Origin of the sequence: Burkholderia sp. MBR-1 (assembly GCF_013822785.1) — a bacterium.
Lineage (GTDB): Bacteria > Pseudomonadota > Gammaproteobacteria > Burkholderiales > Burkholderiaceae > Burkholderia > Burkholderia vietnamiensis.
On record NZ_CP053609.1, the window covers coordinates 25,778 to 51,070 of the forward strand.

18 protein-coding genes and 1 pseudogene are annotated in these 25,293 nt (G+C 65.2%); 4 read left to right on the forward strand and 15 right to left on the reverse strand.

Features of this window, described 5'->3' with window-relative positions:
- Positions 1-84: 84 nt before the first annotated feature.
- Positions 85-660 (forward strand): hypothetical protein, encoded by a 576-nt coding sequence (locus tag MBR110_RS00110; RefSeq protein ID WP_059475556.1) that lies wholly within the window; start codon positions 85-87, stop codon positions 658-660.
- Positions 661-859: 199 nt separating this feature from the next.
- On the opposite strand, the gene tssA is transcribed toward MBR110_RS00110, so the two are convergent.
- The 9 genes from tssA to MBR110_RS00155 form a co-directional block, all read right to left on the reverse strand.
- A complete protein-coding gene (tssA, locus tag MBR110_RS00115) occupies positions 860-1,981 on the reverse strand; it encodes a type VI secretion system protein TssA (protein WP_011883111.1) in 1,122 nt (373 codons plus the stop codon).
- Between the two features lie 39 nt (positions 1,982-2,020).
- Positions 2,021-4,693 (reverse strand): type VI secretion system ATPase TssH, encoded by a 2,673-nt coding sequence (gene tssH / locus MBR110_RS00120; RefSeq protein ID WP_046423575.1) that lies wholly within the window; start codon positions 4,691-4,693, stop codon positions 2,021-2,023.
- A gap of 38 nt (positions 4,694-4,731) precedes the next feature.
- Positions 4,732-5,832: a type VI secretion system baseplate subunit TssG gene (gene tssG, locus MBR110_RS00125; RefSeq protein ID WP_059560417.1), complete on the reverse strand. Its 1,101-nt coding sequence runs from the start codon at positions 5,830-5,832 to the stop codon at positions 4,732-4,734.
- The gene (gene tssF, locus MBR110_RS00130) at positions 5,796-7,631 is read right to left on the reverse strand and encodes a type VI secretion system baseplate subunit TssF (RefSeq protein ID WP_014722341.1); all 1,836 of its coding nucleotides are present in this window, start codon (positions 7,629-7,631) and stop codon (positions 5,796-5,798) included. Before tssF ends, tssG begins: the two co-directional genes overlap by 37 nt.
- A 77-nt stretch (positions 7,632-7,708) precedes the next feature.
- Positions 7,709-8,194, reverse strand: a complete 486-nt coding sequence (gene tssE / locus MBR110_RS00135) for a type VI secretion system baseplate subunit TssE (RefSeq protein ID WP_011883107.1) — start codon at positions 8,192-8,194, stop codon at positions 7,709-7,711.
- Positions 8,195-8,256: 62 nt separating this feature from the next.
- Entirely contained in the window at positions 8,257-8,760 is a 504-nt protein-coding gene (locus MBR110_RS00140; protein WP_011883106.1) for an Hcp family type VI secretion system effector, read from the reverse strand.
- 70 nt (positions 8,761-8,830) lie between these two features.
- Positions 8,831-10,321 carry a type VI secretion system contractile sheath large subunit gene (gene tssC / locus MBR110_RS00145; protein WP_011883105.1) on the reverse strand — a complete coding sequence of 497 codons (1,491 nt, stop codon included), beginning with the start codon at positions 10,319-10,321 and terminating at the stop codon, positions 8,831-8,833.
- Between the two features lie 15 nt (positions 10,322-10,336).
- A complete protein-coding gene (tssB, locus tag MBR110_RS00150) occupies positions 10,337-10,852 on the reverse strand; it encodes a type VI secretion system contractile sheath small subunit (RefSeq protein WP_011883104.1) in 516 nt (171 codons plus the stop codon).
- Between the two features lie 54 nt (positions 10,853-10,906).
- The gene (locus tag MBR110_RS00155; protein WP_011883103.1) at positions 10,907-11,542 is read right to left on the reverse strand and encodes a tetratricopeptide repeat protein; all 636 of its coding nucleotides are present in this window, start codon (positions 11,540-11,542) and stop codon (positions 10,907-10,909) included.
- Positions 11,543-11,923: 381 nt separating this feature from the next.
- On the opposite strand from MBR110_RS00155, the gene tssJ reads away from it, so the two are divergent.
- The 3 genes from tssJ (at position 11,924) to icmH (ending at position 14,751) form a co-directional block, all read left to right on the forward strand.
- Positions 11,924-12,523: a type VI secretion system lipoprotein TssJ gene (gene tssJ / locus MBR110_RS00160; protein ID WP_172820452.1), complete on the forward strand. Its 600-nt coding sequence runs from the start codon at positions 11,924-11,926 to the stop codon at positions 12,521-12,523.
- Positions 12,524-12,625: 102 nt separating this feature from the next.
- Entirely contained in the window at positions 12,626-13,972 is a 1,347-nt protein-coding gene (gene tssK / locus MBR110_RS00165) for a type VI secretion system baseplate subunit TssK (RefSeq protein ID WP_011883101.1), read from the forward strand.
- Positions 13,969-14,751, forward strand: a complete 783-nt coding sequence (gene icmH, locus MBR110_RS00170) for a type IVB secretion system protein IcmH/DotU (RefSeq protein ID WP_059735591.1) — start codon at positions 13,969-13,971, stop codon at positions 14,749-14,751. The genes tssK and icmH overlap by 4 nt, the downstream gene beginning before the upstream one ends.
- 92 nt (positions 14,752-14,843) lie before the next feature.
- Here the strand turns inward: icmH and MBR110_RS00175 are convergent, their stop codons facing one another.
- From MBR110_RS00175 to MBR110_RS00200, 6 genes and pseudogenes are all read right to left on the reverse strand, one after another.
- Positions 14,844-15,161: a DUF7716 domain-containing protein gene (locus MBR110_RS00175; protein WP_059735593.1), complete on the reverse strand. Its 318-nt coding sequence runs from the start codon at positions 15,159-15,161 to the stop codon at positions 14,844-14,846.
- A gap of 286 nt (positions 15,162-15,447) precedes the next feature.
- Positions 15,448-16,722: an IS256 family transposase gene (locus MBR110_RS00180; RefSeq protein WP_011883098.1), complete on the reverse strand. Its 1,275-nt coding sequence runs from the start codon at positions 16,720-16,722 to the stop codon at positions 15,448-15,450.
- 142 nt (positions 16,723-16,864) lie between these two features.
- Positions 16,865-16,930 (reverse strand): annotated as a pseudogene (locus tag MBR110_RS32560) (RHS repeat-associated core domain-containing protein); the annotation flags it as partial.
- Between the two features lie 39 nt (positions 16,931-16,969).
- Entirely contained in the window at positions 16,970-17,299 is a 330-nt protein-coding gene (locus MBR110_RS00190; protein WP_011883097.1) for a DUF7716 domain-containing protein, read from the reverse strand.
- The gene (locus MBR110_RS00195) at positions 17,299-21,951 is read right to left on the reverse strand and encodes an RHS repeat-associated core domain-containing protein (protein WP_059735595.1); all 4,653 of its coding nucleotides are present in this window, start codon (positions 21,949-21,951) and stop codon (positions 17,299-17,301) included. Before MBR110_RS00195 ends, MBR110_RS00190 begins: the two co-directional genes overlap by 1 nt.
- Positions 21,952-22,001: 50 nt before the next feature.
- Positions 22,002-25,181: a type VI secretion system Vgr family protein gene (locus MBR110_RS00200; protein ID WP_181709115.1), complete on the reverse strand. Its 3,180-nt coding sequence runs from the start codon at positions 25,179-25,181 to the stop codon at positions 22,002-22,004.
- Positions 25,182-25,293 lie beyond the last annotated feature (112 nt).

Below are 25,293 nucleotides of genomic sequence, written 5' to 3' on the forward strand. Positions count from 1 at the left end.
GATCGCGCGGGCGCGATCGATGGGCCGCGTCCTGGCCAATGCGCCGGTCCGCTGGTCGGTCGATCGTTCGATCCGGCCGTTCCCGTGAAAGACGCACTGCGCTGCCTGCGGTCGGCCGTTCTGCTGCTCGTTGGCGCGACGCTCGTGCTGATGGGTGCGGCGGACGCGATCGATTCCGCCATCCTCGTTCGCGCCCGTGCGTGGCCTCGCGTGCCCGCCGTCGTCGAGCGATGCGAGTTGTCGCTCCGATATGGGAAATCCGCCGTGACCTGGGAGGCGCGCGCCGTGTTCCGGTATGGCGCGGAACGTACGCGGCAGTACGACACGACGTGGCGGCCGGCCGGGTCACCGGTGTATTCGCGCTCGGAAGCGTCCAAGCTCAGCCGCGAACAGTTCGGCGCATTCACCCATACGTATTGCGGCGCGGCCGCGACCGACGGGCTGCGCGTTTCGCCGATGTTTCCCGGCGTTGCTCGGCGTAACGATGCGGTTGTTGGCGGAGCATGGGTGCGTGAAACCGGATTCGCGCTGTTCGGTCTGGTTGGCGGGTTGATGCTGTGTGCGGTGAGCGTTTCGCTGTTGCCGTGGGGCGAGGATCGCAAAAAGCAGGCGGTGAAACACAAGGCACGGCGAGCGCGGAGTCGCGTCAGCGGTTTATGACGCAACGTGCGAGCTCGCCGATAGCGTATCGGCGAGTACGTAAAACCGCATCGCGCTACTGCGTCGTCTGTACGTGTGGCCGAGGTTTTCAGTGTCTCGAGGAACGCAGGCCACTCCGGCTCGCGTGGATTCGGTTCTGCTCCTGCCAGTACCGCATGTCGCTGCGGAACCTGAGGCTCTCAGGCCAAACGATCATCGCTCACGACTGCTCGTCGGGCCTCACGCCGAGCAGCTCGCGGATATGCGACAGCGATCCGTCGTCCTTCACGACGCTCTCCAGCCACTTGTGCAGCGGCATGTCGGCCCATTCCGCGGCCTTGTCCGCGAGATACGCGACCGGGCTGTGCGGCTCGGTCTGGCGGAAGTAACGCGCGACCGCGCGCAGCTGGTCGACGGCCTGCGCGCGGTTCTGGATGCCGGCGATCATTTGCGCCACCGGCGCACGCGAAGCGGTCTGCGTCTGCACATGGGTCTCCTCGGTGTGGAACGCGTCGCCGAAGCTCGGTTCGACGCGCTCCGGCTGCGCTTGCTGCGCCGACGGCGCGTGCGGTGCGCTGCCCGTATATCCCTGCTCGCGCGCGAAACGCTCGACGAGCCGATACACGGTCTCGAACGCATCGCGCGTCTGCCGAAAGCTCGGCGCCGAATCGCCCGCGCGTTCGACCAGCCGCTCCTCGAACGCGTCGAGCGCGAACTCGAACGCCTTCAGGTTCGCGAGCAGCGCCGTGTAGAACGCGATCGGCGTCACGCGCCGCGATGCGTCGATCTGCTCGACCGACGGCTTGCCGCGCGCGATTTCCTCGGCGTGTTCGGGATCGCGCTTCACGGCCTGCGCCACATGCTGCGCGACCTCCCAGTCGAGCGTGGTGAACGCGTTCGACGCGCCGTCGGTCACCGCGACGCCGCGCAGCAGCTCGGCCGTGCGCCCCGACAGCCACGCGACGTTGCCGAGCCGGTATTCGACGTCGTCGCCTTCGGGCAACGGATGCACGGTGTCCCAGTAGTCGCGGCACAGGCCTTCCAGCAGCGCATAACCTTCGGTGAGGCCGGTGATGCCGTCCTCGAGCGCAAGCGCCTCGGTCAGCCACACGGCGAGCCGCAGGTCCTTGGTGCGCGTGCGCAGCAGCTCGCCGGCATGGTCGACGACGAAGCCCCAGTCGGCCTCCTTGATGTCGGTCACCCATTCGCCCTGGTCGAGCGTCGGATCGTCATGGCGCCGCGCATCCTGGATCGCGTCGAATTCGTTCGAGAACAGCAGGTCGTCGCCGCTGGGCGACGCATCGCTGATCGGCGTCAGCAGCTCGGGGAGATTGATCGGCATGGTGGGTTCAGTTCGTCATTGCAGAGAGCGCGGCCGCGCTCATTCGACGGTGTACGCGAATTCGCCCGCGTCGTCGGCGCGCACGGCGATGCGCGCGATGGCCGCACCGTCGGCGATCCGGCCGAGCACGTGGCCGGCGATCTCGGGCAGCAGCGTGCCGTTCAGGATATGGTCGACGTTGCGGGCGCCCGAATCGACTTCGGTGCAGCGCGCGAGCACCGCATCGACGAGCGACTCGTCCCATTCGAACGCGGCCTTGTGGTTCGCTTCGATGCGGCGGCGAATGCGCTCGAGCTTCAGCTCGATGATCTCGGCCAGCACGTCGTCGGAAATCGGGTAGTACGGCACGACCTTCATCCGGCCGAGGAACGCCGGCTTGAAGGTCTTGTACAGCTGCGGACGCAGCGCCTCGGCGAGCGCGTCCGGGTCGGGCAGCTCGTCGGCCGTCTTGTTCAGGCACGCCTGCATCACCGCGGCCGACCCGACGTTCGACGTCAGGATGATCAGCGTGTTGCGGAAGTCGATCTCGCGCCCTTCGGCGTCGTCCATCGTGCCCTTGTCGAACACCTGGAAGAACATCTCGAGCACGTCCGGGTGCGCCTTCTCGACTTCGTCGAGCAGCACGACGGAGTACGGATTGCGGCGCACGGCCTCGGTCAGCACGCCGCCCTCGCCGTAGCCGACGTAGCCCGGCGGCGAGCCCTTCAGGCCCGACACGCTGTGCGCCTCCTGATACTCGCTCATGTTGATCGTGACCATCTTGCGCTCGCCGCCGTACAGGATGTCGGCCAGCGCGAGCGCCGTCTCGGTCTTGCCCACGCCCGACGGCCCGACGAACATGAACACGCCGCGCGGCTTGTTCGGATCCTCGAGGTTCGCGCTCGCGGTGCGCACGCGCTGCGCGATCGCGTCGAGCGCGTGATCCTGGCCGATCACGCGCGCACCGAGCAGCGGCTGCAGGTTCAGCACGGTGTCGATCTCGTCCTTCACCATCCGGCCGAGCGGAATGCCCGTCCATGCGGCGACGATCTCGGCCACGACGTGTCCGTCGACCTGCAGCGGCACCATCGGCTCGCCGCCCTGCAGTGCATGCAGCGCCGCGACGCGCTCGGCGAGCTTCTCGCGCGTGGCCGGCACGTCGACCGGCTCGCCGTCTTCCGATGCGTGGCGCGCGCGGTCGAGCGTCTCGCGCAGCTCGGTGATCTCGGCGACGATCGCGCGCTCCGCTTCATAGCGCGCTTCGTCGTCGCTCAATTGCGCGAGCGCCGTGTCGCGCGCGCCGCGCAGCTCGCCGAGCCGCTCGTCGTGCGACGCGCCGCCGGCCGCTTCGCGCTCGAGCGACGCGATCTCCGCGTCGATGCGCTCGATGCGCTTCTTCGTGTCGTCGATCGCCGCCGGCGTCGCGCTGTGCGCGAGCGCGACCTTCGCGCACGCGGTGTCGAGCACGCTGATCGCCTTGTCCGGCAGCTGGCGGCCGCTGATATAGCGATGCGACAGGCGCACGGCCTCGGTGATCGCATCGTCGAGAATCCGCACGTTGAAGTGCTTCTCCATCAGCCCCGACATCCCGCGCAGCATCGCGGCCGCGAGCGGCTCGCTCGGCTCCTCGACCTTCACGACCTGGAAGCGCCGCGCGAGCGCCGCATCCTTCTCGAAGTACTTCTTGTATTCGCTCCACGTCGTCGCGGCGATCGTGCGCAGCTCGCCGCGTGCGAGCGCCGGCTTCAGCAGGTTGGCCGCATCGTTCTGGCCGGCCTGGCCGCCCGCGCCGATGATCGTGTGCGCCTCGTCGATGAACAGGATGATCGGGTGCGCGCTCTTCTTCACCTCGTCGATCACGCTCTTCAGGCGGTTCTCGAACTCGCCCTTCACGCTCGCGCCGGCCTGCAGCAGCCCCATGTCGAGCACGTGCAGCGCGACGCCGCGCAGCGGCGGCGGCACGTCGTCCGCGGCGATCCGCAGCGCGAGCCCCTCGACGACCGCCGTTTTGCCGACGCCGGCCTCGCCGGTCATGATCGGGTTGTTCTGGCGGCGGCGCATCAGGATGTCGATCGCCTGGCGGATCTCGGCTTCGCGGCCGATCACCGGGTCGATCTTGCCGTCGCGTGCGCGCTGCGTGAGGTTCGTCGTGTACGTGTCGAGCGCGGGCGTCTTCGACGGGCCGGCCGCGGCCGCGCCCGGCGCCACGTCGGACACCGCATCGCCGCCGTCGTCGCCATCGGGCTGGCGCGGCTCGGCTTCGCTCGAGCCGGCCATGATCTCGTCGAACTTGTGCTTCAGGTCGGTCACGTTCATTTCCGCGAACTGCGCGGACATCCGCTGCGCGAACTGCGCGAGATCGGGCGCGGTCAGCAGCGCGAGCAGCAGATGGCCCGAGCGGATCCGGCCGAGCTGCGAATCGAGCGACGCGATCAGCCATGCCTGCTCGAACAGCGCGATCAGATGCACGGAGAACACCGGCGTGCGCGTGTTGCCCGTCTTCAGCCGCGTGAGTTCGCGCTCGAGATCGGCACGCAGCGCATGCGGATCGACGCGGCTCGCGCGCAACGCGAGCGGCAGATCGCCCGTCGCCTCGTCGAGCAGCGCGATGAACAGGTGCTCCAGATCGACCTCGTAATGGCCGCGCGCCAGGCACGCGCTCGCCGCGCGTTCGGCCGCGTGCCGGCACAGCGGGTTCAGTTTCGTGATCAGGGTCTTCAGGGGCGTGCTCATGGCGTCGATCTCAGGTTCGATTGCTTGTTTGTTGTCAGTCAGTGAATCACGTGCAGCTCGTAGCGGGCGTCGGAGCGATCCTCCGCCGCGTCGCGCGTGCAGAGGAACGCGTCCCAGCCGAGCCGCGAGCCCGCGCCGAGCACGCTCGCGCCCACTTCCGTGCGCTTGAGCACGAGCTTGACCTCGTATTCGAGCGTGACGCCGGCGAGCAGCGTCAACATCCGTTCGAGCGCGATCGCGTGCGGGCCGCCGGGCAGGAACGCTTCGTAATCGCGCTTGGACAGCGGGCCGACGACGATCCGCGCGCGCATGTCGCGCTGCCACACCCGTTCGCCGACCAGCGCCGTCGCGCCGAGCACGGCGTTGACTTCGCCGAGCACGCTCAGCTGATCGGGCGGCACGTCGTACCACTTGCCGACGAACTGGTCGATCTTCACCGGCACGCGGAAGTAGTCGGACAGCGTGCGCTGCAGGTACGCGGCCGACATCGGCCGATGCCGCGCGGCCAGCGCGTAGCCGGCGACGGCTTCGTCGAGCACGCCGCCCGCGCCGGCCGCGAGACTGTCGCGCACCTCGTCGCTCGGCACGCCGGCGATCGCGAGCAACAGCGGCAGATAGCGCTCGTCGCGGTCGAGTTCGTAATGGAACGGCAGCCGGTACTTCTTCCACGCAGCGTAGAACAGCGCGGTCGCGCGGTTCGAGAACACGTCGAAGAACGCTCGCGCCGCATGGTCGCGCTTGAGATGCTCGCGCGCGACGATCTGCTCGGTGTAGTGCAGCGGCAGCGCGCCCTGCCCGCCGAGCAGCCCGAAGAACGCGGGCGTCAGCTGGACGCGGCCGAGCTCGCCGGCGGCGAGCGCCGCGCCGCGCGCGTCGCTCGAATCGAGCGGCGTGCCGTCGTCGTCGAACGAGCGCGCGCCTTCGATTTCGCTCGGCGGGAAGCCGATCGACAGCGTGTTGCGGAACTCGATGCGCTGCGCGACGACGTCGCCCTGCCGCCACGCGCCCGGCGCATCGGACGCCTGCCGCGCGAACAGCCCCTCGAGCACGCGGACGGCCTGGAAGAACTCGAAGCGGTGCGGCTCGTCGAGCAGCGCGTCGACTACGCCAGGATCGATTCGCCGGTTCGGGGCTTGCATCGGATGATCTCCTCGCCGGTGCGCTTCGACACCACGACTAGTTGAACGAAACTGTTGAGGTGCACGTACAGCCCGAAGAAGCTGTCGAGCACGCGCACGAACGACGCGAGGCTCGCGCCGACGAAATGCTCCTCGTCGATGGTCAGGCGAATCTCGATGCCGCGCACGAAGGTGGCGAACGGCTTGCCGGGCAGCCACTGCACGGCGCCGCGCTGCTCGACGCCGGCGAGGCCGTCGATCTGGCGCATCGACACCGCGGTGCGCCGCAGGTCGTACAAGGTCAGCATTTCCTTGAGCGGCGCGAGCCCGTGCGCGACCAGCGACACGTGGTTCAGCGCGAGGTGCGACACGAGCCGCCAGTGCGCGGCGCGGCCGCGCTCGAAGCGCACGCTCTGCGTCGGACGCCGCAGCATCGAGATGCCGCTCGTCTGCGCGCCGCCTTCCTGGAACAGGTCGCCGCCTTCGAGGCCGAACGCGAGCATCGCCGGCAGGTCGCGGTTGGTGCAGGTGAGGTCGAGGCTCAGCGTGTCGGTTTGCGGCGACGTCGGCTCGAAGTCGATGTCGACGATCGAGATCTCCGTTTCGTAGCCGGGGCTCTTTTGCGCGACCCAGTCGTTGCGGCGCGCGAACCAGTAGTGGCCGATCCGCGCCGATTCGCCGTGATGCAGCGAGTAGAACGGCCGGAACTCGATCACCGATTCCTCATGCGCCTGCTGCCTGACGAGCTTCACCGAATCGATCGAGTACACCTCGTACGCGAACGCGCGCCGCGCCTCGGCGATCACCGGATACGACACCGCGCGGTGCGTGATGCGGATCGGCTCGCCGTGCTGGCGGAACAGGTTGACGATCGGCGTGCAGAACAGCCGGAAATGGCTGGCCGTCAGCAGCTCGAGCAGGCGCGCGACATGCGAATCGCTGCGCACGTCCTGCAGCACGAGATGCAGCGTCGCGCGCTGGCAGCGGCCCGCCGCGCGCGCGATCGCCGCGACGTCGAAATCGACGAAGTCGAACTTGTCGGGAAACGCGAAGTATTCGGTCAGCAGCCGATAGGCGGGATGCGACTTCGCCGGGTAATCGATCAGCGCGTCGTCTTCGTCGAAGCCGGCCTGCGCGATCGGCAGGTTGCGCAACGCGGTCCAGCGGCCATTGCGCTCCGGCTCGACGTACGCGGCCAGCACGTTGACGAACAGGCAGTCGGTCAGCGCGGCGACGAACGACTGCTCGCCGTGCAAGTGCGCGCGCAGCGACGGCAGCTTCAGCGCGCCGAGGTCGAGCTGCGCGGCGAGCGATTCGAACGTGATCGAGATCACGCCCGTCGCGTTGGACGGCAGCACCGTCGCGCTCGGCGCGAGCGCGACCGGCGTGAAGCGTGCCTCGGAGATGCGGATCGGCGCGAGCGTCACGTCGTAGGCGGTGCGGAACCGGCATTGCACGCCGCGAATCGGGCGGCTCTTCAGCTCGGTGCCGCGCTGGATCACGACCGGTTCGGTCTGCTGGCCGGGCGAGGCCGGCGTGAACTGCGCGATCGAGCACGACGGGAACGGCCGCAGGTAGTGCGGATACAGCACTTCCAGCAGCGCTTCGGTGAACTCGGGGTAGTCGTCGTCGAGCTTCTTGTTGATGCGCGCGCCGAGCAGCGCGAACGACTCGATCATCCGCTCGACGTGGGGATCCTCGCAATGCTCGCCCGACAACGCGAGCCGCGCCGCGATCTTCGGATAGCGTTCCGCGAAATCTTGCGAATAGCGCCGCAAAAACGATAATTCGCGCTCGTAATACGGCAGCAATTCTTCCATCGACGACCCCGAAGCTCAATCTTTCCTGCCGGACCCTGGTCCGCCACCGGGCGGTCCGGCCCGCTCGGCAGCTTGATTCACTGCATTCTGGCCGCGCGTGCGCGCGTGACCGAATACTGCAGCGTCGACGGCTGCAGCATCGCGTCGAAATTCACCGGCTCCTCGGCCGGATGCACGACGAGCAGCGCCTGGATCGCGAAGTACAGCGCGTTGGTCGACTGCTCGTTCAGCTCGAACGTCACCTGCACCTGCTGCAACCGCGGCTCGTGGCGTGCGATGGCCTGCTGGATCGACTTGCAGATGAACGCGCGGTCATAGTGACTCGCGAGGCTCAGGCCCGCGAAGTCGTTCAGCCCGTAGGTGAGCACCGATTTCTGGCATTCCGGCAGCGCCGCCAGCTCGAGTTCGGTGTGCGCGATACGGGTGTTGAGGATCGCCTCGACGTCGCGGGCGACCGTGTTCTTGAGCTCGTCCAGCGACAATTGCCGCATCGCTGCCGAGGCCGGCAGGTGCGGTTCGTCGTCGAACAGCTTGTCGAGAAAACTGGGTTCGAAGCGTTTCATCGGTCGGCGTTCACAGCGAAAACGGCAACGGGACGCCAGGCGCCCCGTTGCCGCAACCGACCTTAGACCGCGTAGGTCTTGTCGTTCTTCGTCAGACTCCAGGCGCCCTGCGTGTTGCCGCCCTGGTTGCCGCCGATCTTCTGCTGGGTTTGCTTCCACTGCACGGCTGCGTACTTGAGCGAGAACGTCTCGATCGGCAGACCTTCTTCACGCACGCTCGGCGCGATGCTCGAGATGATCACGTACTTGAGCTTCACTTCCAGATACTGCACGCGCTTGCCTTCGCCGTCCGCGCGCGAGAAATGGACCGTGACTTCGTCGAACGTGGTGCCGCCCGAAGCGTGCTGATACAGCAGCGGGCTCGACGAATCGATCTCCTTCGTGAAGATCATGTCGCCGTGCTCGCAACGCGTCATCGTGTGACCGCCTGCGGTCGATGCCGTTGCCGAACGCGGCTGAACGATCGAGTGATCCCACGATTTCAGTTCGATCCAGCCCTGATGGTCCTTGTCGGCGGACTCGCCCTTCACCGCCGGACTACCAAACTGCATGTGCATATGTAACATGGCCCTTCGACTCCCCAAAGAGGTGGTTTTAACGTCCTACCCAGGCGGCCCGCCCGGGCGAATTGCTCGCTTATGAATTTGCCGGTTTGGGCAGATCAGCGACAAGTCGCAGAGAAATCGAGAGTTCGTCGAGCTGAAAGTGCGGGCGCAGGAACGCGACCGAACGATACGAGCCCGGCTTGCCCGGAATCTCCGATACTTGTATGGATGCCTCGCGCAGCGGAAATTGCGCTTTCTGCTCCTGCGATGCGTTGTCGTCGAGCAGAACGTATTGCGAAATCCACCGGTTGAGGAAAGTCTCCACGTTCTGCGCCGATGCGAAGCTGCCGATCTTGTCCCGCATCATCGCCTTCAGGTAGTGCGCGACGCGCGATACCGAGAAGATGTACTGAAGCTGGGCAGACAGGACGGCGTTCGCATTCGCGCTGTCGGTGCTGTACTTTTTCGGCTTCTGCACCGATTGCGCGGCGAAGAACGCAGCGTAATCCGAGTTTTTGCAATGCACGAGCGGGATGAAGCCGAGGTCGCTCAGCTCCTTCTCGCGGCGATCGGTGATCGCGATTTCGGTCGGGCACTTCAGCGCGACTTCACCGTCGTCGGTCTTGAACGTGTGGGTCGGCAAGTCCTCGACGAGGCCGCCGCCTTCGACGCCGCGAATCGCCGCGCACCAGCCGAAGTCGTCGAACGCGGCCGTCAGGCGTGCCGCGAAGGCCCACGCCGCGTTGCACCACAGGTATTTGTCGTGCTCGGTGCCGTCGACGTCCTCGACGAAGTTGAAGTTCTCTGCGGTCTGGCCGTCCTTCGGATTGAACGGCAGGCGACCGAGGAAGCGCGGCAGCGTGAGGCCGACGTAGCGCGAATCTTCGGCATCGCGGAACGACTTCCACTTCGCGTATTCGACCGTGTCGAACACCTTGCCGAGGTCGCGCGGCTTGCCGAGATCGGCGAACGACTCGAGGCCGAGCAGCTCCGGCGACGCCGATGCGATGAACGGCGCGTGCGCGGCGGCCGCAACGTGCGACATCTGCTCGATGAAGTACATGTCTTCCGGCTGGCGCGAGATCTCGTAATCGCCGATCAGCGCGCCGAACGGCGAGCCGCCGAACGTGCCGAACTCTTCTTCGTAGACCTTCTTGAACAGCGCGCTCTGGTCGAACTCGCTCGCGCCCTTGAAGTCGCGCACGAGGTCGCGCTTCGGCGCGTGCAGCGCCTTGATCTTGATCGTCTGGCCGGTGTTGCTTTCCTTGACCAGATAGTCGAGGCCGCGCCACGTGCTTTCGAGGCGCTGGAACTCCGGCGCATGCATCACCGCGGACAGCTGCGTGGAGATCAGGCGGTCGAGCTCGGCGACCCGCGCGTCGATCGTCGCCGACAGGTTGTCGGACACGATCACCGTGCCGTCGAGCACCTGATGCACGAGTTCGCCGATCAGGTCCTTCGCGCGCGCATGCTCGGAATCGGATTTCGCGACCTTGCTCTTCTCGACGATGTCGTCGAGCAGCGAAGTCCCGGCGGCGTATTCCGCGCCGCTCGCTTGGGCCGCAGCCGTTTGCTGGTTCATCTCAACACTCCGTCGTCATTCGCCGTCTTTGTCGCCGCCGGTGCCCTTCGCGAGCTCCTGCAGCTGCTGCGTGTTCGTCAGCACCTCGGACAGCAGATCCTCGAGCTTGTCGTTGCCGGCAAGCTTGTTGCGCAGATCGGCGAGCTTGGAGCGCGCCTCGAGCAGGCGGCGCAGCGGCTCGACCTGCTCGACGACTTCGTCCGGGCTGAAATCCGACAGCGAGCGGAACTTCAGGTCGACCGCGAACTTGCCGCCGTCCGCGCTCAGGCGGTTCTCCACCTGAAACGCGGCGCGCGGCTCGATCGCCTTCATCACGTCGTCGAAGTTGTCGCGGTCGATGTTGACGAACTTGCGGTCGCGCAGCTTCGGCTGCTCGACTTCCGACTGGCCCGCCAGATCGCCGACGACCCCGACGACGAACGGCAATTCCTTCACCTCGATCGCGTCGCCCTTCTCGACCTCGTAGGTCAGCTGGACACGCGGCGGCCGTATCTTCTGCAGACTTTTCTGAATGCTCTCTTTCTTGGCCATCTCGACGGCTCCCAGGTTAGTTGTGGTTATCGCGTCAGTTGCGTGCTGTTGCGCTCAGTTGCGCAGCGCGCTGAACGGATCGGCGCCGCCCTTCTGCGCGGCGGCGGCCTGCGGCGGAGCCGACTGCGCCGGCGCTGCAGCCTCGGCGGCCGGCGCCGCGCCGGCCTTCGGACGATGAATGATGCGGCGCGACGTGCGCGGCTTCGCGACGCGTTGCTCCGGCGGGAACAGCGCGGATTCGCCGAGCGTGTCGCGCAGCTGCTTCGCGAGCGCCTGCGCGTCGGACTTCGCGTCGCCCGCGAGCGATGCATCCTGGCGCAGCTCGCCGAGCGACTGCGTCGCGATCCGCAGGCCCGCGACCGCGAGCACGCTCTTCGCCTGACGGTCGGTCGCATCGCGCTGCAATGCTTCCTGCGCGGCGACGATCGCCTGGCCGTAGTGGTTCTGCGCGAACTGGATCTGCGCGATGCGCGACCACGGCTCTTCGCGCGTCGGGTCCGACTTCGCCAGTTGCTGGTACAGGCCGAGCGCCTTGTCCTGATCGCCCGACTTCGCGACGGCGTCCGCATCGGCCAGCGACTTGTTGAATACCTCGGCGCTCGGCGGTGCGGACGGCTGGGTCGCACAACCGGCGATGACGCCGCAGGCCAGCACTACCCCAGAAAGTTTTGCGAAGAGACGGTCTTTCATCGTTATATCCACCGGCGCGTGAGTATTAAATTCGTTGAGAATCTGGTTCTTTTGCTTTGCAAGAAGCGCGCGGGTATAGTACCGATCAATTTTTCATAATTCAATCGTTGCGTGCAGAGTAATTCCTTTTAAAAGTGTGCGCCACCCCTCGAAACGCCTTCCGCAATGGGCCGCGGACAGCCTTTCCAGCGAAGGGAATGCGCAACTTTTACTTGCTCCGCGGCGCGCCGGGGACGGAAAAAATTTCCGAAACGCGCTGCGGCGCCCGCATGTTTAATAGTTGAAGGCCGATAAGCCGGGCATGCGCGCGATGCGCAGCAATACCGGCAGTTTTGACAGGGGAGTTAAAGGCAGCACGCCGGAAACACGATGAAATCGACCATGATTCGCTATGCGCTGCCGCTGCTCGCGAGCGCGCTGCTGGCCGGATGTGCGGCCGCCCCGTTGCTCGGCTCGGCCGCGAGCGCCGTGATGCAGGCAGCCGGCATCGGCAAGCCCGAGCTCCCGGATTCGCAGAAGCCGCCGCGCAACATCGGGCTTACGCTCGCGGCGGCGTCGAACCTGAACGCCGCGAACGATCGCAAGCCGCTCGCATTGGTGGTGAGACTCTACTCGCTGAAGGACCCGACTTCGTTCCAGCAGGCGCCGTTCGACGCGTTCACCGATCCGACCAAGGAAAAGGCCGCGCTCGGCGCCGATCTGCTGAACGTGCGCGAGATCACGCTGATTCCGGGCCAGCGCTATACGGCGACCGAAAAGGTGTCGCGCGAAGCGCAGGCATTCGGCATCGTCGCACTGTTCCGCGATCCGGCCATCCAGCGCTGGAAACTGACGTTCGACCCGGCAAAGTCGGAGAAATCCGGCATAATCATCGGCCTGCATAATTGCGCGATGACGGTCACCGATGGCACCGTGATCGCACCGCAACAGGGTGCGCCTTCGCAACCGCTGAATTTGCTTTCGTCGGTTACCTGCGGATAAGCATGACGCACGAATGTCAATTAACAAGAGTTAACAAATTGGCGATTAATTCGGGCACGACCAAATCGATTAGATCGCAACGCTACATTAACCGGATTTGACATGAGTTATTCGGCCAAGGTGCTGTGGGGGGAAGGGCTGTTCCTCCGGCCTCAACACTTTCAACGGCAGGACGCCTATCACGAGGCGCGCCTGTTCGAATCGATCCAGGCGATTCAGCCGTACAACTGGGGCTTGCGCTCGGTGCGCATCGATCGCGATGCGCTCGGCAGCAACGTGCTGCGCGTGGCCGAGCTCGCGCTCGTGTTCCCGGACGGCGCACTGTATGCCGCGCCGCAGGCCGACGACCTGCCGCCGCCGATCGCGCTCGACACGCTGCCCGACGGCATCAACGAATTCGTGTTCTACCTCGCGCTGCATCCGCTGCGCGAGAACGGCACCAACTACAGCGACGATCCGGCGTCCGGCTTCACGACGCGTTTCGTCAGCGAGCAGACGAGCGTCGCCGACAACTTCACCGACGCGGCCGAAGCCGACATCACGTTCCTGAAGACGCAGGTGAAGCTGATCGCGCACAGCGAGCCGCGCGACCAGTTGCTGTCGGTGCCGCTCGTGCGTGTGCGGCGCACGGCGACGTCCGGCTTCGAGCTCGACGACAGCTTCGTGCCGCCGTGTCTCGCGATCGAAGCGTCGCCGATCCTGCACCAGCGGCTGCGCCAGCTGGTCGACGCGCTGCAGGCGAAGGTCAATGCGCTGTACGGCTTTCACCGCGAGCCGTCGAAGAACATCATCGAGTTCCGTTCGGGCGACATCGCGTCGTTCTGGCTGCTGCACACCGCGAACGCTGCGTTCGCGACGCTCGCGCATCTGCATCAGCATGCGGCGCTGCATCCGGAGCGGCTGTTCCAGGAGCTGCTGCGCCTCGCGGGCCAGCTGATGACGTTCTCGAAGGGCTACACGCTCGCCGACCTGCCCGTGTATCGCCACGACGATCCGGGCCCGAGCTTCGCGCGTCTCGACCTGATGCTGCGCGAGCTGCTCGACACCGTGATCTCGACGCGCTACTTCGCGATCACGCTCGACGAAGTGCGTCCGTCGTTCCACCTCGGCCGCCTCGATTCGGGCAAGATCGACGACAAGACCGAGTTCTATCTGGCCGTGTCCGCCGACATGCCGAACGTCGAACTCATCGACGCGGTGCCGGCCCGCTTCAAGGTCGGTGCGCCGGACGACGTCGACAAGCTCGTGCTGTCGGCGATGCCCGGCGTGCGGCTGTCGTACATGCCGCAGGTGCCGCCCGCGATTCCGGTGCGGCCCGGTGCGTGTTACTTCCAGCTCGACTCGCGCGGCGCGCTGTACGAGCGCATGCTGCAGGCCCAGTCGGCGATGATCTATGCGCCGACTGGCATCAATGACCTGAAATTCGAACTGATCGCGGTCACATCATGAGCTACGCGCCTTCCCTGTTCGGCGACAACGCGCCGGCCCCGTTGCATACCCCGGCGTCGACCGACGCCGCGTTCCAGGCCCGCTCGCTGCTCGACCTGCTGTACGACGGGTTCTTCATGCTGTTCCTGCTCAAGAACGGCCGCGCGCCGGACAGCGCGAGCGAGTTCAGCACGAAGATTCAGGAATTCCTGTCGGACTTCGAACGCGGCGCGAAGAAGCTGAATATCACGGCGGAGGACGTGTATGCGGCGAAGTTCGCGTATTGCGCGGCCGTCGACGAGATGGTGCTGTCGTCGCAGTTCAAGATCCGGGCCGACTGGGAACGCCGGCCGCTGCAGCTGGTGCTGTTCGGCGAGCAGCTCGCGGGCGAGAAGTTCTTCCAGTATCTGGAGGAATGCCGGGCGCAAGGTGCGGCGCGGCTGCAGTCGCTCGAGGTGTTCCACATGTGCCTGCTGCTCGGGTTCCAGGGCAAGTATCTGCTCGAGGGGCCGGAGAAGCTCGCTTATCTCACCGCGCGGCTCGGCGACGAGATCGCGCATATGAAGGGCAAGCGCGCTGCGTTCGCGCCGCATTGGCCGCTGCCGGATCAGATTGCACACCGGCTGAAGCGCGAGGTGCCGGTGTGGGCGATCGGTGCGGTGTTCGCGCTTGTGGCGCTGCTCGGGTATCTCGGGCTCAACACCTATCTGAAGGACAAGACGCTGCAGGCGCTGGCGCCTTATTCGCAGGTGATCAAGGTCGGGCCAGAGTCGGCGAATTTGACGATTTCGTTGCCTTGAGCTTGCGGTGAGCGGACGTTGTCGCGTTGGAGGGAAGGACCGCTTGGCGGTCCTTTTTTGCTGTGGCGTGGGGCGTGGCGTGGCGGGCGCGTTCAGAGAAGAATGAACTCGTCGTTGTCGACGTAGAACACGAACGCGTCGAGCAATTGCGCGATGCTTGGTTCGTCGACCTGATCATGCGCGTTGATGACGATGTCCTCGATCGTCGCGCTGTTCAAGGTCACGCGCCAACCTTCTAGTGGAGCGGTGGCGGGTGGTGTCGCGCCTTCGGCGTGAGCGGTGCCTTCGGCGAACTCGCCCTCCGTATCGAGCGTCCACGGTATCTGCGGCAGGCAGAGCCACCCGTGGAAATCGCCAGGGTGTTCAAGAATGTGCTTCAGCGACACGGTGGTCGCGGTGATCGTTGACATGGATGTTGCGGTGGTGACGGGAGTCGAATCGATGCGTTGGGCGATCGGGAGCGCGTAGGGGCTGCGGGGGCCGCTTGCGTCGGTGAGGGGGGATTATGCCAATTTCGTGTGCGGCGCGTGGGTTCGGCGGAGAGTGTCGGGCGGTTGGCCGGTGGAGCGGTCCGCTGCGCGAAATCGTACGCGGGACAGCGTGTGATTCGATCGATTACGGAGCTGCCGTGGAATCCGGGTGCCAGCCAGGCCGAACCTGTCCGCATTTTTGTGGGCGAGGCGGTTGAACAGCGCCTTATCCGCGCGCCTGCGTGAATCGCTCGCCAAACAGGATAGCAAACTGGTTCATCGCTGATTTCCAGTCGAAGGCGGCCCGCACGGTCTTGGCCAGCACGTTGCGCAGCGCCAGCCAGAGCAGCTTGATCGCGGCCTCGTCATTCGGGAAGTGACCACGAGTCTTGATGATCTTGCGCAACTGCATGTTCAGACTTTCAATGGCGTTCGTTGTGTAGACAACTCGTCGAATCTCCGGCGGAAACACGAAGAACGGTATGACGTGCTCCCATGCACGCTGCCACGACTGCACGATGGTCGGGTACTTCGCGCCCCAAGGGCCGTCAGCGAAGTCTTGCAGTGCCTGCCTTGCCGCCTCCTCGCTGGCGGCCGCGTAGATCGGGCGCAGCGCTGCGGCGAGCGCCTTACGGTCCTTGTAGCTGGCGTACTCGAGACTGTTGCGGATCAGATGCACGATGCAGGTCTGAACGGTGGTCCGCGGATAGGCCGCGCCGATGGCTTCGGTGAGCCCCTTCAGGCCATCGACGACGGCGATCAGGATGTCCTGGCAGCCGCGCGTCTTCAGTTCGTTGAACACCTTGAGCCAGAACTTGGCACCCTTGGTCTGCTCGATCCAGAGGCCCAGCACGTCGCGCTGGCCATCGGCCTGAATGCCCAAGGCCAGATAGACGGCCTTGTTGCTGACCACGCCGTCGTCGCGGATCTTGACGCGCAGCGCATCGAAGAACACCACTGGATACATCGTTTCGAGCGGGCGGCTTTGCCAGCTCAGCGCCTCGGCCATCACCTCGTCGGTGACCGAACTGATGAAGTCGGGAGACACCTCGGTGCCGTAGCTCTCAGCCAGAAAGGCCTGAATCTCGCGCACGCTCATGCCGCGGGCGTACATCGCGATGATGCGTTCGTCGAATCCAGTGAAACGGCGTTCGTGCTTGGGAATCAGGATTGGCTCGAAGCTGCCGTCACGATCGCGGGGGACTTCGACCCGAACTGGTCCCCGATCGGTGATGACCGTCTTGCCGCTGGCGCCGTTGCGCTCGTTGGCTTGCCCGGGCGGCTTGGACTGGCCCGACGGGTAGCCCAGATGCAGATTCCTCTCGGCGCCCATTGCGCGTTCGATGACTGCTTTGTTGAACGCCAGCATCAAATCCTGGACCTCGGTCGGCGTCATCGGCCCCTTGACCAGTTGGTCCAGCAGTTCCTTGGGCAGTTCAGGCAGCGGCCCGCGGGCCGCTGCCTGACGCGCTACAGTTTGCCTTTTCTTCTTCATTGGCATATCCATGACTTTTACACCTCATGATATGCCTCGCCCACGAAATCGCGGATAGGTCCCCATGGAGAGGTGTCTGATGCCGAAGCAACGTCGTTCGTTTTCCCCCGAGTTCAAACAGCAAGCAGCCAATCAGTTGACCACTACAGATCGGGTCCTTGCTGACGAACCGGCCGCTGTTGGGATCATAGTACCTGTGCCGGTTATAGTGCAGCCAGTTTCGGTACCGTGCCGAATTCGCAGACGTGTGACATCATCCGTTTGACCAGTCGATGTAGGCGTCGTTGTCGTAGTAGTAGACGAAGGCGCTTACCAAGTCCGACACAGTCGCGCCTTGCCGCTGTGCTCTAGCATTTTCGACGACGCTTTTGATCACTTGAATTCCAAGTGCGTAGTGCAATCCGTGATCGACGGCGAATCTCGGCCTGTCGGGATCTGGCTCATTGTCGAAATCGTCTGGATTGAGCACTGCGCAAGGCGTGCCTTCATTCCAGTCGACTCCGTGTGGCATGTATAGCGCGAAGTCCCAAGGTTGCCTGTCGATGCCGTCAAGCACGTCTCGAAGGGTCGTGATCTTGTTCATTAGCGAGCGCGTCCGCCTCCCCAATTTTGTTTGCCACCTTGGCCGCCCGGATGCAGCACAGCTTGAACAGGGCCAGGCGCCTGATGCTGAGACATCGGGACCAACTGCAGAACCCCCTTACGGCACGGATGATGATGCCACGAGAACCCGGGCGGGGCACTTGATTTGTATCCGCCTCGTGGGCCAGCCGCAACGTGATCCGAAACCCCGGAATAATGTTGATCCATCATTTGCTTGAACTGTGGATCGCTTTGCATTGCTGCATCGAACTGTCGATTTGCTTCCCTGAAATGCGATGGGTCGCTACCCACCTCCTGACCAGGAGCAAGCTGAACCTCATGAAGCACTGAATATTGGCTACTGCTTAAAGGGCGGTTTGAACTATCGCATCCAGACAGCTCACGCGCTAGACCGAGTGCATCTGTCCACAAGATCGGGTTGGGCGCGTACTGATAGATGTTCGGGCCGCCTTGCAAACCAATCGGATCTTTGCTAACGAACCGGCCAGAATGAGGATCATAGTACCGATACCGGTTGTAATGCAGCCCCGTCTCATCATCCCCCCACTGCCCCTGAAACCGCAGCGCATTCTTCGCCACGATCCCCGTCGCCTTCGACGCGCGCGCGATCACCTCCCGCGCTTCACCCCACGCCTTGTACGACGCTTCCCACACAACGTCACCGTCGTCATCGGTCAGCAACTGCGGCGTCCCGATCTGGTCGCAGTGGTAGTAAAACACTGCCGCGTCGCCCCGCCGCTCCGGCATTTTCTGTAGCGGATCCTCCTCCGGCACATAGCGATCGGTGCTCTTCCACTGCGGCGTCGCAATACCCTCCACCGGCTCCGCAACATACTGCGCCAGCGGCACGAACGTCCGCGGCTCGTACAGATAGTGCGTACCGCGCTCGCCGTCGCTCTCGTACGCCAGCGTGTCACCATCCCAACCGAACACCGTCCGCTCGCCGTTCACCTCCTTCGCAATACGCCGGCCGAACGCGTCATAGAAATACCGCGCCTCGCTCTGCCGAGACGTCTCCGCAACACGCGCGGACAGCAAGCGATTGAACTCATCCCACTCGTATTGCTGCTCGCCCACCGGCGTCCGCTTGCGCACCAAATTCCCGCGCGCGTCGTACTCGAAGTGCATCCCCGCATACGCCTTCAGCAGGTTGCCCAGCACCTTCGGCACCTCGACCGGCAACGTGCTTTCCGGCCGCACCGGGCTCGGACGCGATGCCGGCGTCTCGGCAGTCCGCACCGGATCGATGATGTTGCTCGCCGGATCGAACGCGAAGCGCTCCTTCGCCACCGGACTGATCGCCTCGACCAACCGTCCGACCGGATCGTACCGATAGTCGGTCCCGCCCTTGCGGCTGTCCTCGATTCGCGACAGTTGTCCCACCGCGTCATAGCGATACCGCCGCTCGACCAGTGGCGCGGGCGCCGTCGACCGTTGAATCGTCTGCTGCAGCACGCGCCCCGCCGGATCGTAGTGCGTGCGCTGCCCCACCTTGCTCGACAGCACGCGCACCGTCTCGCGATGCAGATCGTCGCGCTCGAACTGCACGCGCTCCTCGCCATCGAGCAACATCCCGTGCACATGCCCCGAGCCGTACATCAGCCAGTCCACGACATGCCCGTCCGGCCGCACGCTCCGACGCCGGTTGCCGAGTTCGTCGTAGTCGTGATGCCACACGTAGCTGCGCTGTTCGCCGAACAGGTCGTATGCATGATGCTCGCGCACCAGATTGCCGACCGGATCGAAGAAGAACTGCACGCGGCTGTATCGATTCACCGCGTCGATCAACCGGCCGCTGCGGTCATACGCAAACCGCTCTTCGCTGCCCCCCGCGACGCGCTTCAGCAGACGGCCGTTCACATCGACGTCGACGGACGTCACGCAGCCCGCTTCGTCCATCGATACGAGGCTGCCGCTGTCCGGATCGTATTGATAGCGCGTCGACTTGCCGTCGAACGCGACTTCCTCGATCAACCTCCCCGCCGGATCGTAGTGGAACTGGTACGTCGCAAAGTTCGCATCGGTGAGCGCCGTCAAACGTCCCAGGCGGTCGTAGCGGTAAGCGATCGTCTGCCCGAGCGCATCCGCGCGGCTCGCGATGCGGCCCACCGCGTCGTAGCCATAGCGCGTCGACCGATTGAGCTGATCGGTATGCGCGAGCAATCGGCCTTCGGCGTCGTACTGCACGTGCTCGACACCGGCCGGTGAGCGAATCTCGCTCAATTGGCCGCTCGCGCCGTATGCATAAGCGATCACGCCGCCGGATGCGTCCTTCGTCTCGATCACGCGGCCGATATCGTCGTACCGCCACTCCGTCTTCTTGCCGGAGCAATCCGTGTAGCTCGTGACCTGCCCGGCATCGTTGTACTCGAGCGCCTTCGAGCCGCCCTTCGCATCGGTGATCTGCGTCGGCAACCCCTTGTCGTTGTACGCGTACTTCGTCGAGCGCTCGAGCGGATCGATCTCTTCGACGAGATTGCCCGCATCGTCGTACTTGCGTTGCCACACGTGCCCGTTCGGATCGACGAGCCGGATCATCTGGTCCTTGTCGTCGTAGGCCATTTCGACGACGCTGCCGTCCGCGCGTTCGTGCTCGACAAGATTGCCGCGCGCGTCATACTCGCGCCGCTCGACGCTGCCGTCCTGACGGATATGCAGCACCAGATTGTGATGCGCGTCACGCCGGAACCACTCCTGGTTGCCGTCCGGATAGACGATCCGGTACACGTAGCCATGAATGTTGAAGTAGTAGCGCGTCATATGACCGAGCGCGTCGGTCACGTAGGTGAGGCGGATATTCGGGTTCCACGCGAGACGCAGATCGAGGCTGCCGTCATCGGCATATTCGCGGATGCATTTCGCGTTCGCGTTGTCGTCGGCATCCGCGCCATCCCATTCGAGCGTCATCCCGCGGCCGGTGCGGTCGGTGTAGCGCGTCACGAGGTGACGGTGATACCGATACGTCCGCGCATTGCCATGACGATCGACCGCGCGCACGAGGTCGCCCGCGGTGTCGTACTCGTAGCTCGCCAGCGTCCGGCGTGCGCCGTCCTTCAGCACATGCTCGATCCGTACGATCCGGCCATGTCGGTCGTGCTCGAATGCGAGCACGTTGCCGCTCGCGTCGATCAGCCGCGCAAGGCGGTCGAGCGCGTCGTAGTCGAGCGTGATCGTGTTGCCGGCGCGATCTTTCTGCATCGCCAGCCGGAACGCGTCGCCACGACGCTCGTACGCATGCAGCGCGTCATGGCCATAGGCGATCGTCACCCAGGTGTCGTCGAGTCGCGACAGCGTCAGGTTTTCCGACAGATCGTCGTGCACTGCGCCGGCCGCCAGCGCCGGATACTCGATGCTGCGTCCTTCCGCATCGCGATAGATCCACTGACCGTCCGCGATGTCGATCCGCGTCGTATAGGGCGTGATCCATCGCGCACCGAGCTCGCCGTCGTCATACGCGGAAAGCCGCGAACGGTACGTACGCTCCCACACGAGCGGCAGCGCGCCCGGCAGATCGAAATCCACGTGCGAGAAGGTTTCGTCGCCGAACGCGAAATCGATCGAAGCCGGCGACGCGCCGATGCCGCACGCCTTGCACGCGCTCTTGCCCGGACCTTCGGCCGGCGCTTGGCCGCTGGTCTTCTCGAGACCTTCCTGCCCGCGCGTCTTCTTTGCCTGGCTCGTCCCGGCAGCCTTGACGTCGGCCGTCTGCTCATGGAGCTTCGCGCGTGCCTTGACGCGCCCGACGGCCTCGATCAGCTGCAACACCAGCCACATCATCTTGCCTTCTTCGCTGCCGGCAAGCGAACGGATCGACGTCGCGATCTTCGGCGCCTCGGTCCGCAGGAACGTCACCGCGCCGCGAAACGGCTCGAGCCACGCGTCGGGCGCGAGCTTCGCCATCGTCCCGGCCGTCTTGTTGACGACCTGCTTGCCGAGCGCCTTGGTGCCTTCGTATGCGAACTGGATGCCATCGCCGACCCGGCTCGGGCTGTACCACGGCCGGTCGTCGGCCATCTTGGTGGCGAGCTGCTGCTGGCGCTTCAGGTTCGCGTTGGCGTCGAGCAGTTGCCCGTGCAGCGCGCGGTCCATGCCCGTCGCCAGCGCGAGCATGAGCTCCTCGGATTTCGATGCGCAGCCGTCCAGCAGTTCGACGAGGCCCGCCTTCAGCTTGTTGAGGAAATCCTCGATCTCGGTCGCGCACGTCGCGTTGACGTGCGTGACCAGCACGGAGATGATCGCCGCGCCGAGATTGCTGCGCGTGGCCAGCAACTCGTGACGCACGAGCGCGAGCAACGGGCGCGCCGACATCCGGAACGGCGCGAGCGTCGGCGGAATCGGAATGATGCCGAGCAGGTTGATCGCGAGGCTCATGTAGTCGAGCACCTGCCCGCCGCGCTTCTCGACGATCTCGGCGATGTCGCCGAGCGCATCGACCATCGCCATGATGTTGCCGACGATCGGCACCGCGCCGGCAAACGTCTTCACGTCCTCGAACGTGATGTGATTGCCGCTGATGCGGCGCAGCCATGCGTCGAAGCGGTTGCCGACCGCCGCGACGTCCTTCGCCGAAACGTCACTGAGCCAGGTGACGGCTTCTTCCTTCTCGGCGCCGGGTGGAAGTTGTTGTGCCATGTCGTGGTTCGTTCAATTCGTTTTCTCAAGACGGCTGACGCGCCGCCCTCTCAGGATTTCAACGGTCCGCCGAAGCCGCTCGTCGGCAGCTTCATGCCGCCTGCTGCCGACGCCGTCGCCGTCGTCGTTGCGGCCTTGCCCGCGACTCCGGCGACACCGGGCAACGCGCTCTGGAGCGCGCCCGACGCAGCATTTGCGGCAGGCGCGGCGAGCGCAGCCAGGCCGCCCTGGCGCGCGGTCTGCACCGTTGCAGCCACCTGCTTTGCCGCGCCACTAAGGCTGGAGGCCGTCTGCACGGCCGACGCGACGCCCGCTCCGCCGACCGCAGCCGCCGCGGCCGGCAACGCGGCGCCCGCGAGCCCGCCAAGTGCGGCGCCGGCGCCGCTGCCGCTCGCGAACCCCATCGCCGCCGTGGATGCCGCCGGCGCCATGCCTTGCAACTGGCTCGCAAGCTGTCCGCTCGCCGCCGCCTGCGCGGCTTCCGGCGAAGGCGCCACCGGCTCGGCCGGCCACTTCGCCTGCTTGAAGTAATTCGCCGGCTGGTCCGACGCGCGCGGATCCTTGCCGAACTCGACGCGCACCGCGCCCGGCGGCAAGCCGCTGACGACGGTATAGCCGCTGTTGTCGAGCGCGCCCTTCTTCAGCACCGTGCCATTCACGTCCTTCACCGTGAAGAGCCCGCCCTTCACGGCCTCGCCGTTCATGTACTTGTGGAACAGCTCCAGCTGGCCCGGCTGATCGGGCCGCGCGCTCGGCAACGGATAGCCCAGGCTCGCCGGCCCGGCGAACGTATGCGACGCACCCCTCACATCGATCTTGCCCGGTGCGTGGATTTCGACGTTGCCATCCTTGACTCGGATGTACGCCCCGCCGCTCGTCAACAGAATCCCCTGATCGGCCGCGATCTCGATCCGGTCGGTTGCGGATACAACCTTCACCGCCTTCTGCGCGGTCACCTCGACGTTGTCCGACTGCGCCTGGATCTCCACCTTGCCCTTGCCCGCGAACAGCTTCATCCCCGCGTTCTGCACGAACAGGCTCAGCTTCTGGCCGATGCTGCCGATCAGCGACTTGCCCGCCGCGACATGCACGCTCTGGCCGCTCGCGACGTTCACGTGATCGTTCGCGACCATGTGCAGCGACTCCTGCGTCGACATCGCGATCCCCGACGGGCTGCCGAACAGCATCACCGGCTCCTTGAACGCGTTCGCGCTCCCCGTGCCGCCGCCCGCGGTGCGCCCGCCCGATGCGTTGCCCGATGCACGGTCCTGCGTCGCATCGGTGAACGCACGCATCGCCTCCTGCGCGTCTTTCAGGCTTTCGGCCTGATGCTGCTCGCTCACGCCCGACAGCGCCTCGATCAGGCTCTCCCCGGACACGAGCTGCTGCTGCGCTTCCGTCACGTCGAGCGGCTGGCTGTTCGCTGCCTTCGGATGGGTCGTCACGTACAGGCCGCGGCTCGCCCGCACCGCGCCGTATGCGTCCGAGCGCAGATCGAAGCCGCTGCCCAGATACGACCCGCGCGTGTTGCCGTTCTGGTCGATGATGTAGCCGAGATGCAGCAGGCTGTTCGCGCTGCTGCTCATCAGCTGCACGCGGTTCTGCCCGGTCGCGTCGTCCATCACGAGCTGGTTGTAGCCGCTGCCCGAATATTCCTTCGAGCGGTATCCGGAGAGAATGCCGTCGCTATGCCACTGCGGCTGGTTCGCGCCGTTGTACACGCGCCCGACCGCCAGCGGCCGGTCGCAGTCGCCGCCGACGTAGTCGATCAGCACTTCCTCGCCGATGCGCGGCACGTGCACGCCGCCGTAGCCGCCACCGGTATCGGACTGCACGACGCGCACCCAGCACGACGCGTTCTCGTTGCCCGGATTGAGGCGATCCCACACGAACTGCACGCGGATCCGGTTCAGCTCGTCCGTATAGACTTCCTCGCCCTGCGGGCCGACGACGATCGCCGTCTCCAGATGCATCTTCGGCTTCTCGTGCTCGAACGGGCTGCGATACGGCACGCTCACCCGCTGCGCTTCGACTTCGACGAGATAGAAGCCCACCGAGCCGTCGTCGTGCGGCACGCGAAATGCCGGATCGGCCCCGTAGCCTTCCTGAGCTTGCGTCAACGCTTCGCGCAGACTGTACGGAAAGTCCGCGCTGCTGCTCGCGACCGGCAGGTTGTTCTCGATCCACCAGTCGACGCCGATCGTCGCGAACTCGCGCTGGTCGGCCAGATCGCGATCGTGTTCGGGATGATCCGACAGCGTGAAGCGCCGACCCGCATCGATCGCACGCACGCCGCCCGCGCCGTGGAAGCGCTTCGCCTGCGACTCCCATGCCTCCATCCGGATCTTCGTCAGATGGTCGCCGCGGGTCTGGTCGAGGTACGTGTACGCACCGGTGTACTCGTAGACTTCGAGCTGGTCGGGCAATTCGCCCTGATCGGCCATCGTCGGCAGCGTCGTGCCCTTCGGATTCGACGGCTGGGAAGGGTTCTTGTAGTCGAACGTGCGTGTCGTGCGCGTGACGCTCTGCAGCGTGCGCGTGCCCGACCATTGCGTGAACGCGTCGGCATCGCTCGCTGCCCCGCCGCGATAGAAGCGCACGGTTTGCGGCGACAGCGGCGCGAACGCCTGCAGGTTGTCGGTGATGACGAGCGTGTGCGACTTGCCGTCGTCGGCCTGCTGCCATGTGGTGTAAAGGCCTTCGCTCTCCATCAGCCGATGCACGAAATGCCAGTCGGTGTCGTGCTGGCGCGTGTACGAGCGGCTTGGCAGCGGCTGCGACAGCGCGAAGCGGAAATGCCCGCGCGCCTGCGGATGCTGGTTCAGCACGTCGCTGATGATCTGGTCGACGGTCGTGTCGTTCCAGATGCGCTGATCGCGACGGAACTTCAGGAAATGGGTGAAATCGGCGAACGTCAGCTGGTAGGTGGTGAGCCCGCCGTCGGCGCCCAGGCGCCGCGCCGTGTGCACGTAGCCGTTGACCGGCCGGTAGCTGCGGTCGGCTTGCTGAATCCATAGCGTGACCGGTTGCGCGATCAGCTTTTTCAGCTCCACGTCGCTGTCGGTCGACAGCACGTCGAGCGTGAATTCATAGGCCCGGCCGATGCGCGCACGGCCGACCGCTCGTTGCACGGTCAGCACGTTGGCACCCAGTGGCGTATCGAGCTTCAACAGCCGGTCCTGCTGAAGCAACCCGCCGCGCAATGCGGCAACAGTGTTCTGCATGCTCATGGCAACGGCCTTTTCTTCTTTTGACGCACCCTCGGATGGCGCGTTGAGCGATTTCGCTCGCGCGATTTTACAGACAAATTACGGCGCGATTCGGAAAAATTCCCTGACTCGA

Bases quoted from the DNA above. Each gene is read 5' to 3' on its own strand.
- tssA (WP_011883111.1), bottom strand. From the start codon at position 1,981: ATGCCGATCAATCTCCCCGAGCTGCTGACGCCGATCAGCGATGCGTCG.
- tssH (WP_046423575.1), bottom strand. From the start codon at position 4,693: ATGAGCACGCCCCTGAAGACCCTGATCACGAAACTGAACCCGCTGTGC.
- tssG (WP_059560417.1), bottom strand. From the start codon at position 5,832: ATGCAAGCCCCGAACCGGCGAATCGATCCTGGCGTAGTCGACGCGCTG.
- tssF (WP_014722341.1), bottom strand. From the start codon at position 7,631: ATGGAAGAATTGCTGCCGTATTACGAGCGCGAATTATCGTTTTTGCGG.
- tssE (WP_011883107.1), bottom strand. From the start codon at position 8,194: ATGAAACGCTTCGAACCCAGTTTTCTCGACAAGCTGTTCGACGACGAA.
- MBR110_RS00140 (WP_011883106.1), bottom strand. From the start codon at position 8,760: ATGTTACATATGCACATGCAGTTTGGTAGTCCGGCGGTGAAGGGCGAG.
- tssC (WP_011883105.1), bottom strand. From the start codon at position 10,321: ATGAACCAGCAAACGGCTGCGGCCCAAGCGAGCGGCGCGGAATACGCC.
- tssB (WP_011883104.1), bottom strand. From the start codon at position 10,852: ATGGCCAAGAAAGAGAGCATTCAGAAAAGTCTGCAGAAGATACGGCCG.
- MBR110_RS00155 (WP_011883103.1), bottom strand. From the start codon at position 11,542: ATGAAAGACCGTCTCTTCGCAAAACTTTCTGGGGTAGTGCTGGCCTGC.
- tssJ (WP_172820452.1), top strand. From the start codon at position 11,924: ATGATTCGCTATGCGCTGCCGCTGCTCGCGAGCGCGCTGCTGGCCGGA.
- tssK (WP_011883101.1), top strand. From the start codon at position 12,626: ATGAGTTATTCGGCCAAGGTGCTGTGGGGGGAAGGGCTGTTCCTCCGG.
- icmH (WP_059735591.1), top strand. From the start codon at position 13,969: ATGAGCTACGCGCCTTCCCTGTTCGGCGACAACGCGCCGGCCCCGTTG.
- MBR110_RS00175 (WP_059735593.1), bottom strand. From the start codon at position 15,161: ATGTCAACGATCACCGCGACCACCGTGTCGCTGAAGCACATTCTTGAA.
- MBR110_RS00180 (WP_011883098.1), bottom strand. From the start codon at position 16,722: ATGCCAATGAAGAAGAAAAGGCAAACTGTAGCGCGTCAGGCAGCGGCC.
- MBR110_RS00190 (WP_011883097.1), bottom strand. From the start codon at position 17,299: ATGAACAAGATCACGACCCTTCGAGACGTGCTTGACGGCATCGACAGG.
- MBR110_RS00195 (WP_059735595.1), bottom strand. From the start codon at position 21,951: ATGGCACAACAACTTCCACCCGGCGCCGAGAAGGAAGAAGCCGTCACC.
- MBR110_RS00200 (WP_181709115.1), bottom strand. From the start codon at position 25,181: ATGAGCATGCAGAACACTGTTGCCGCATTGCGCGGCGGGTTGCTTCAG.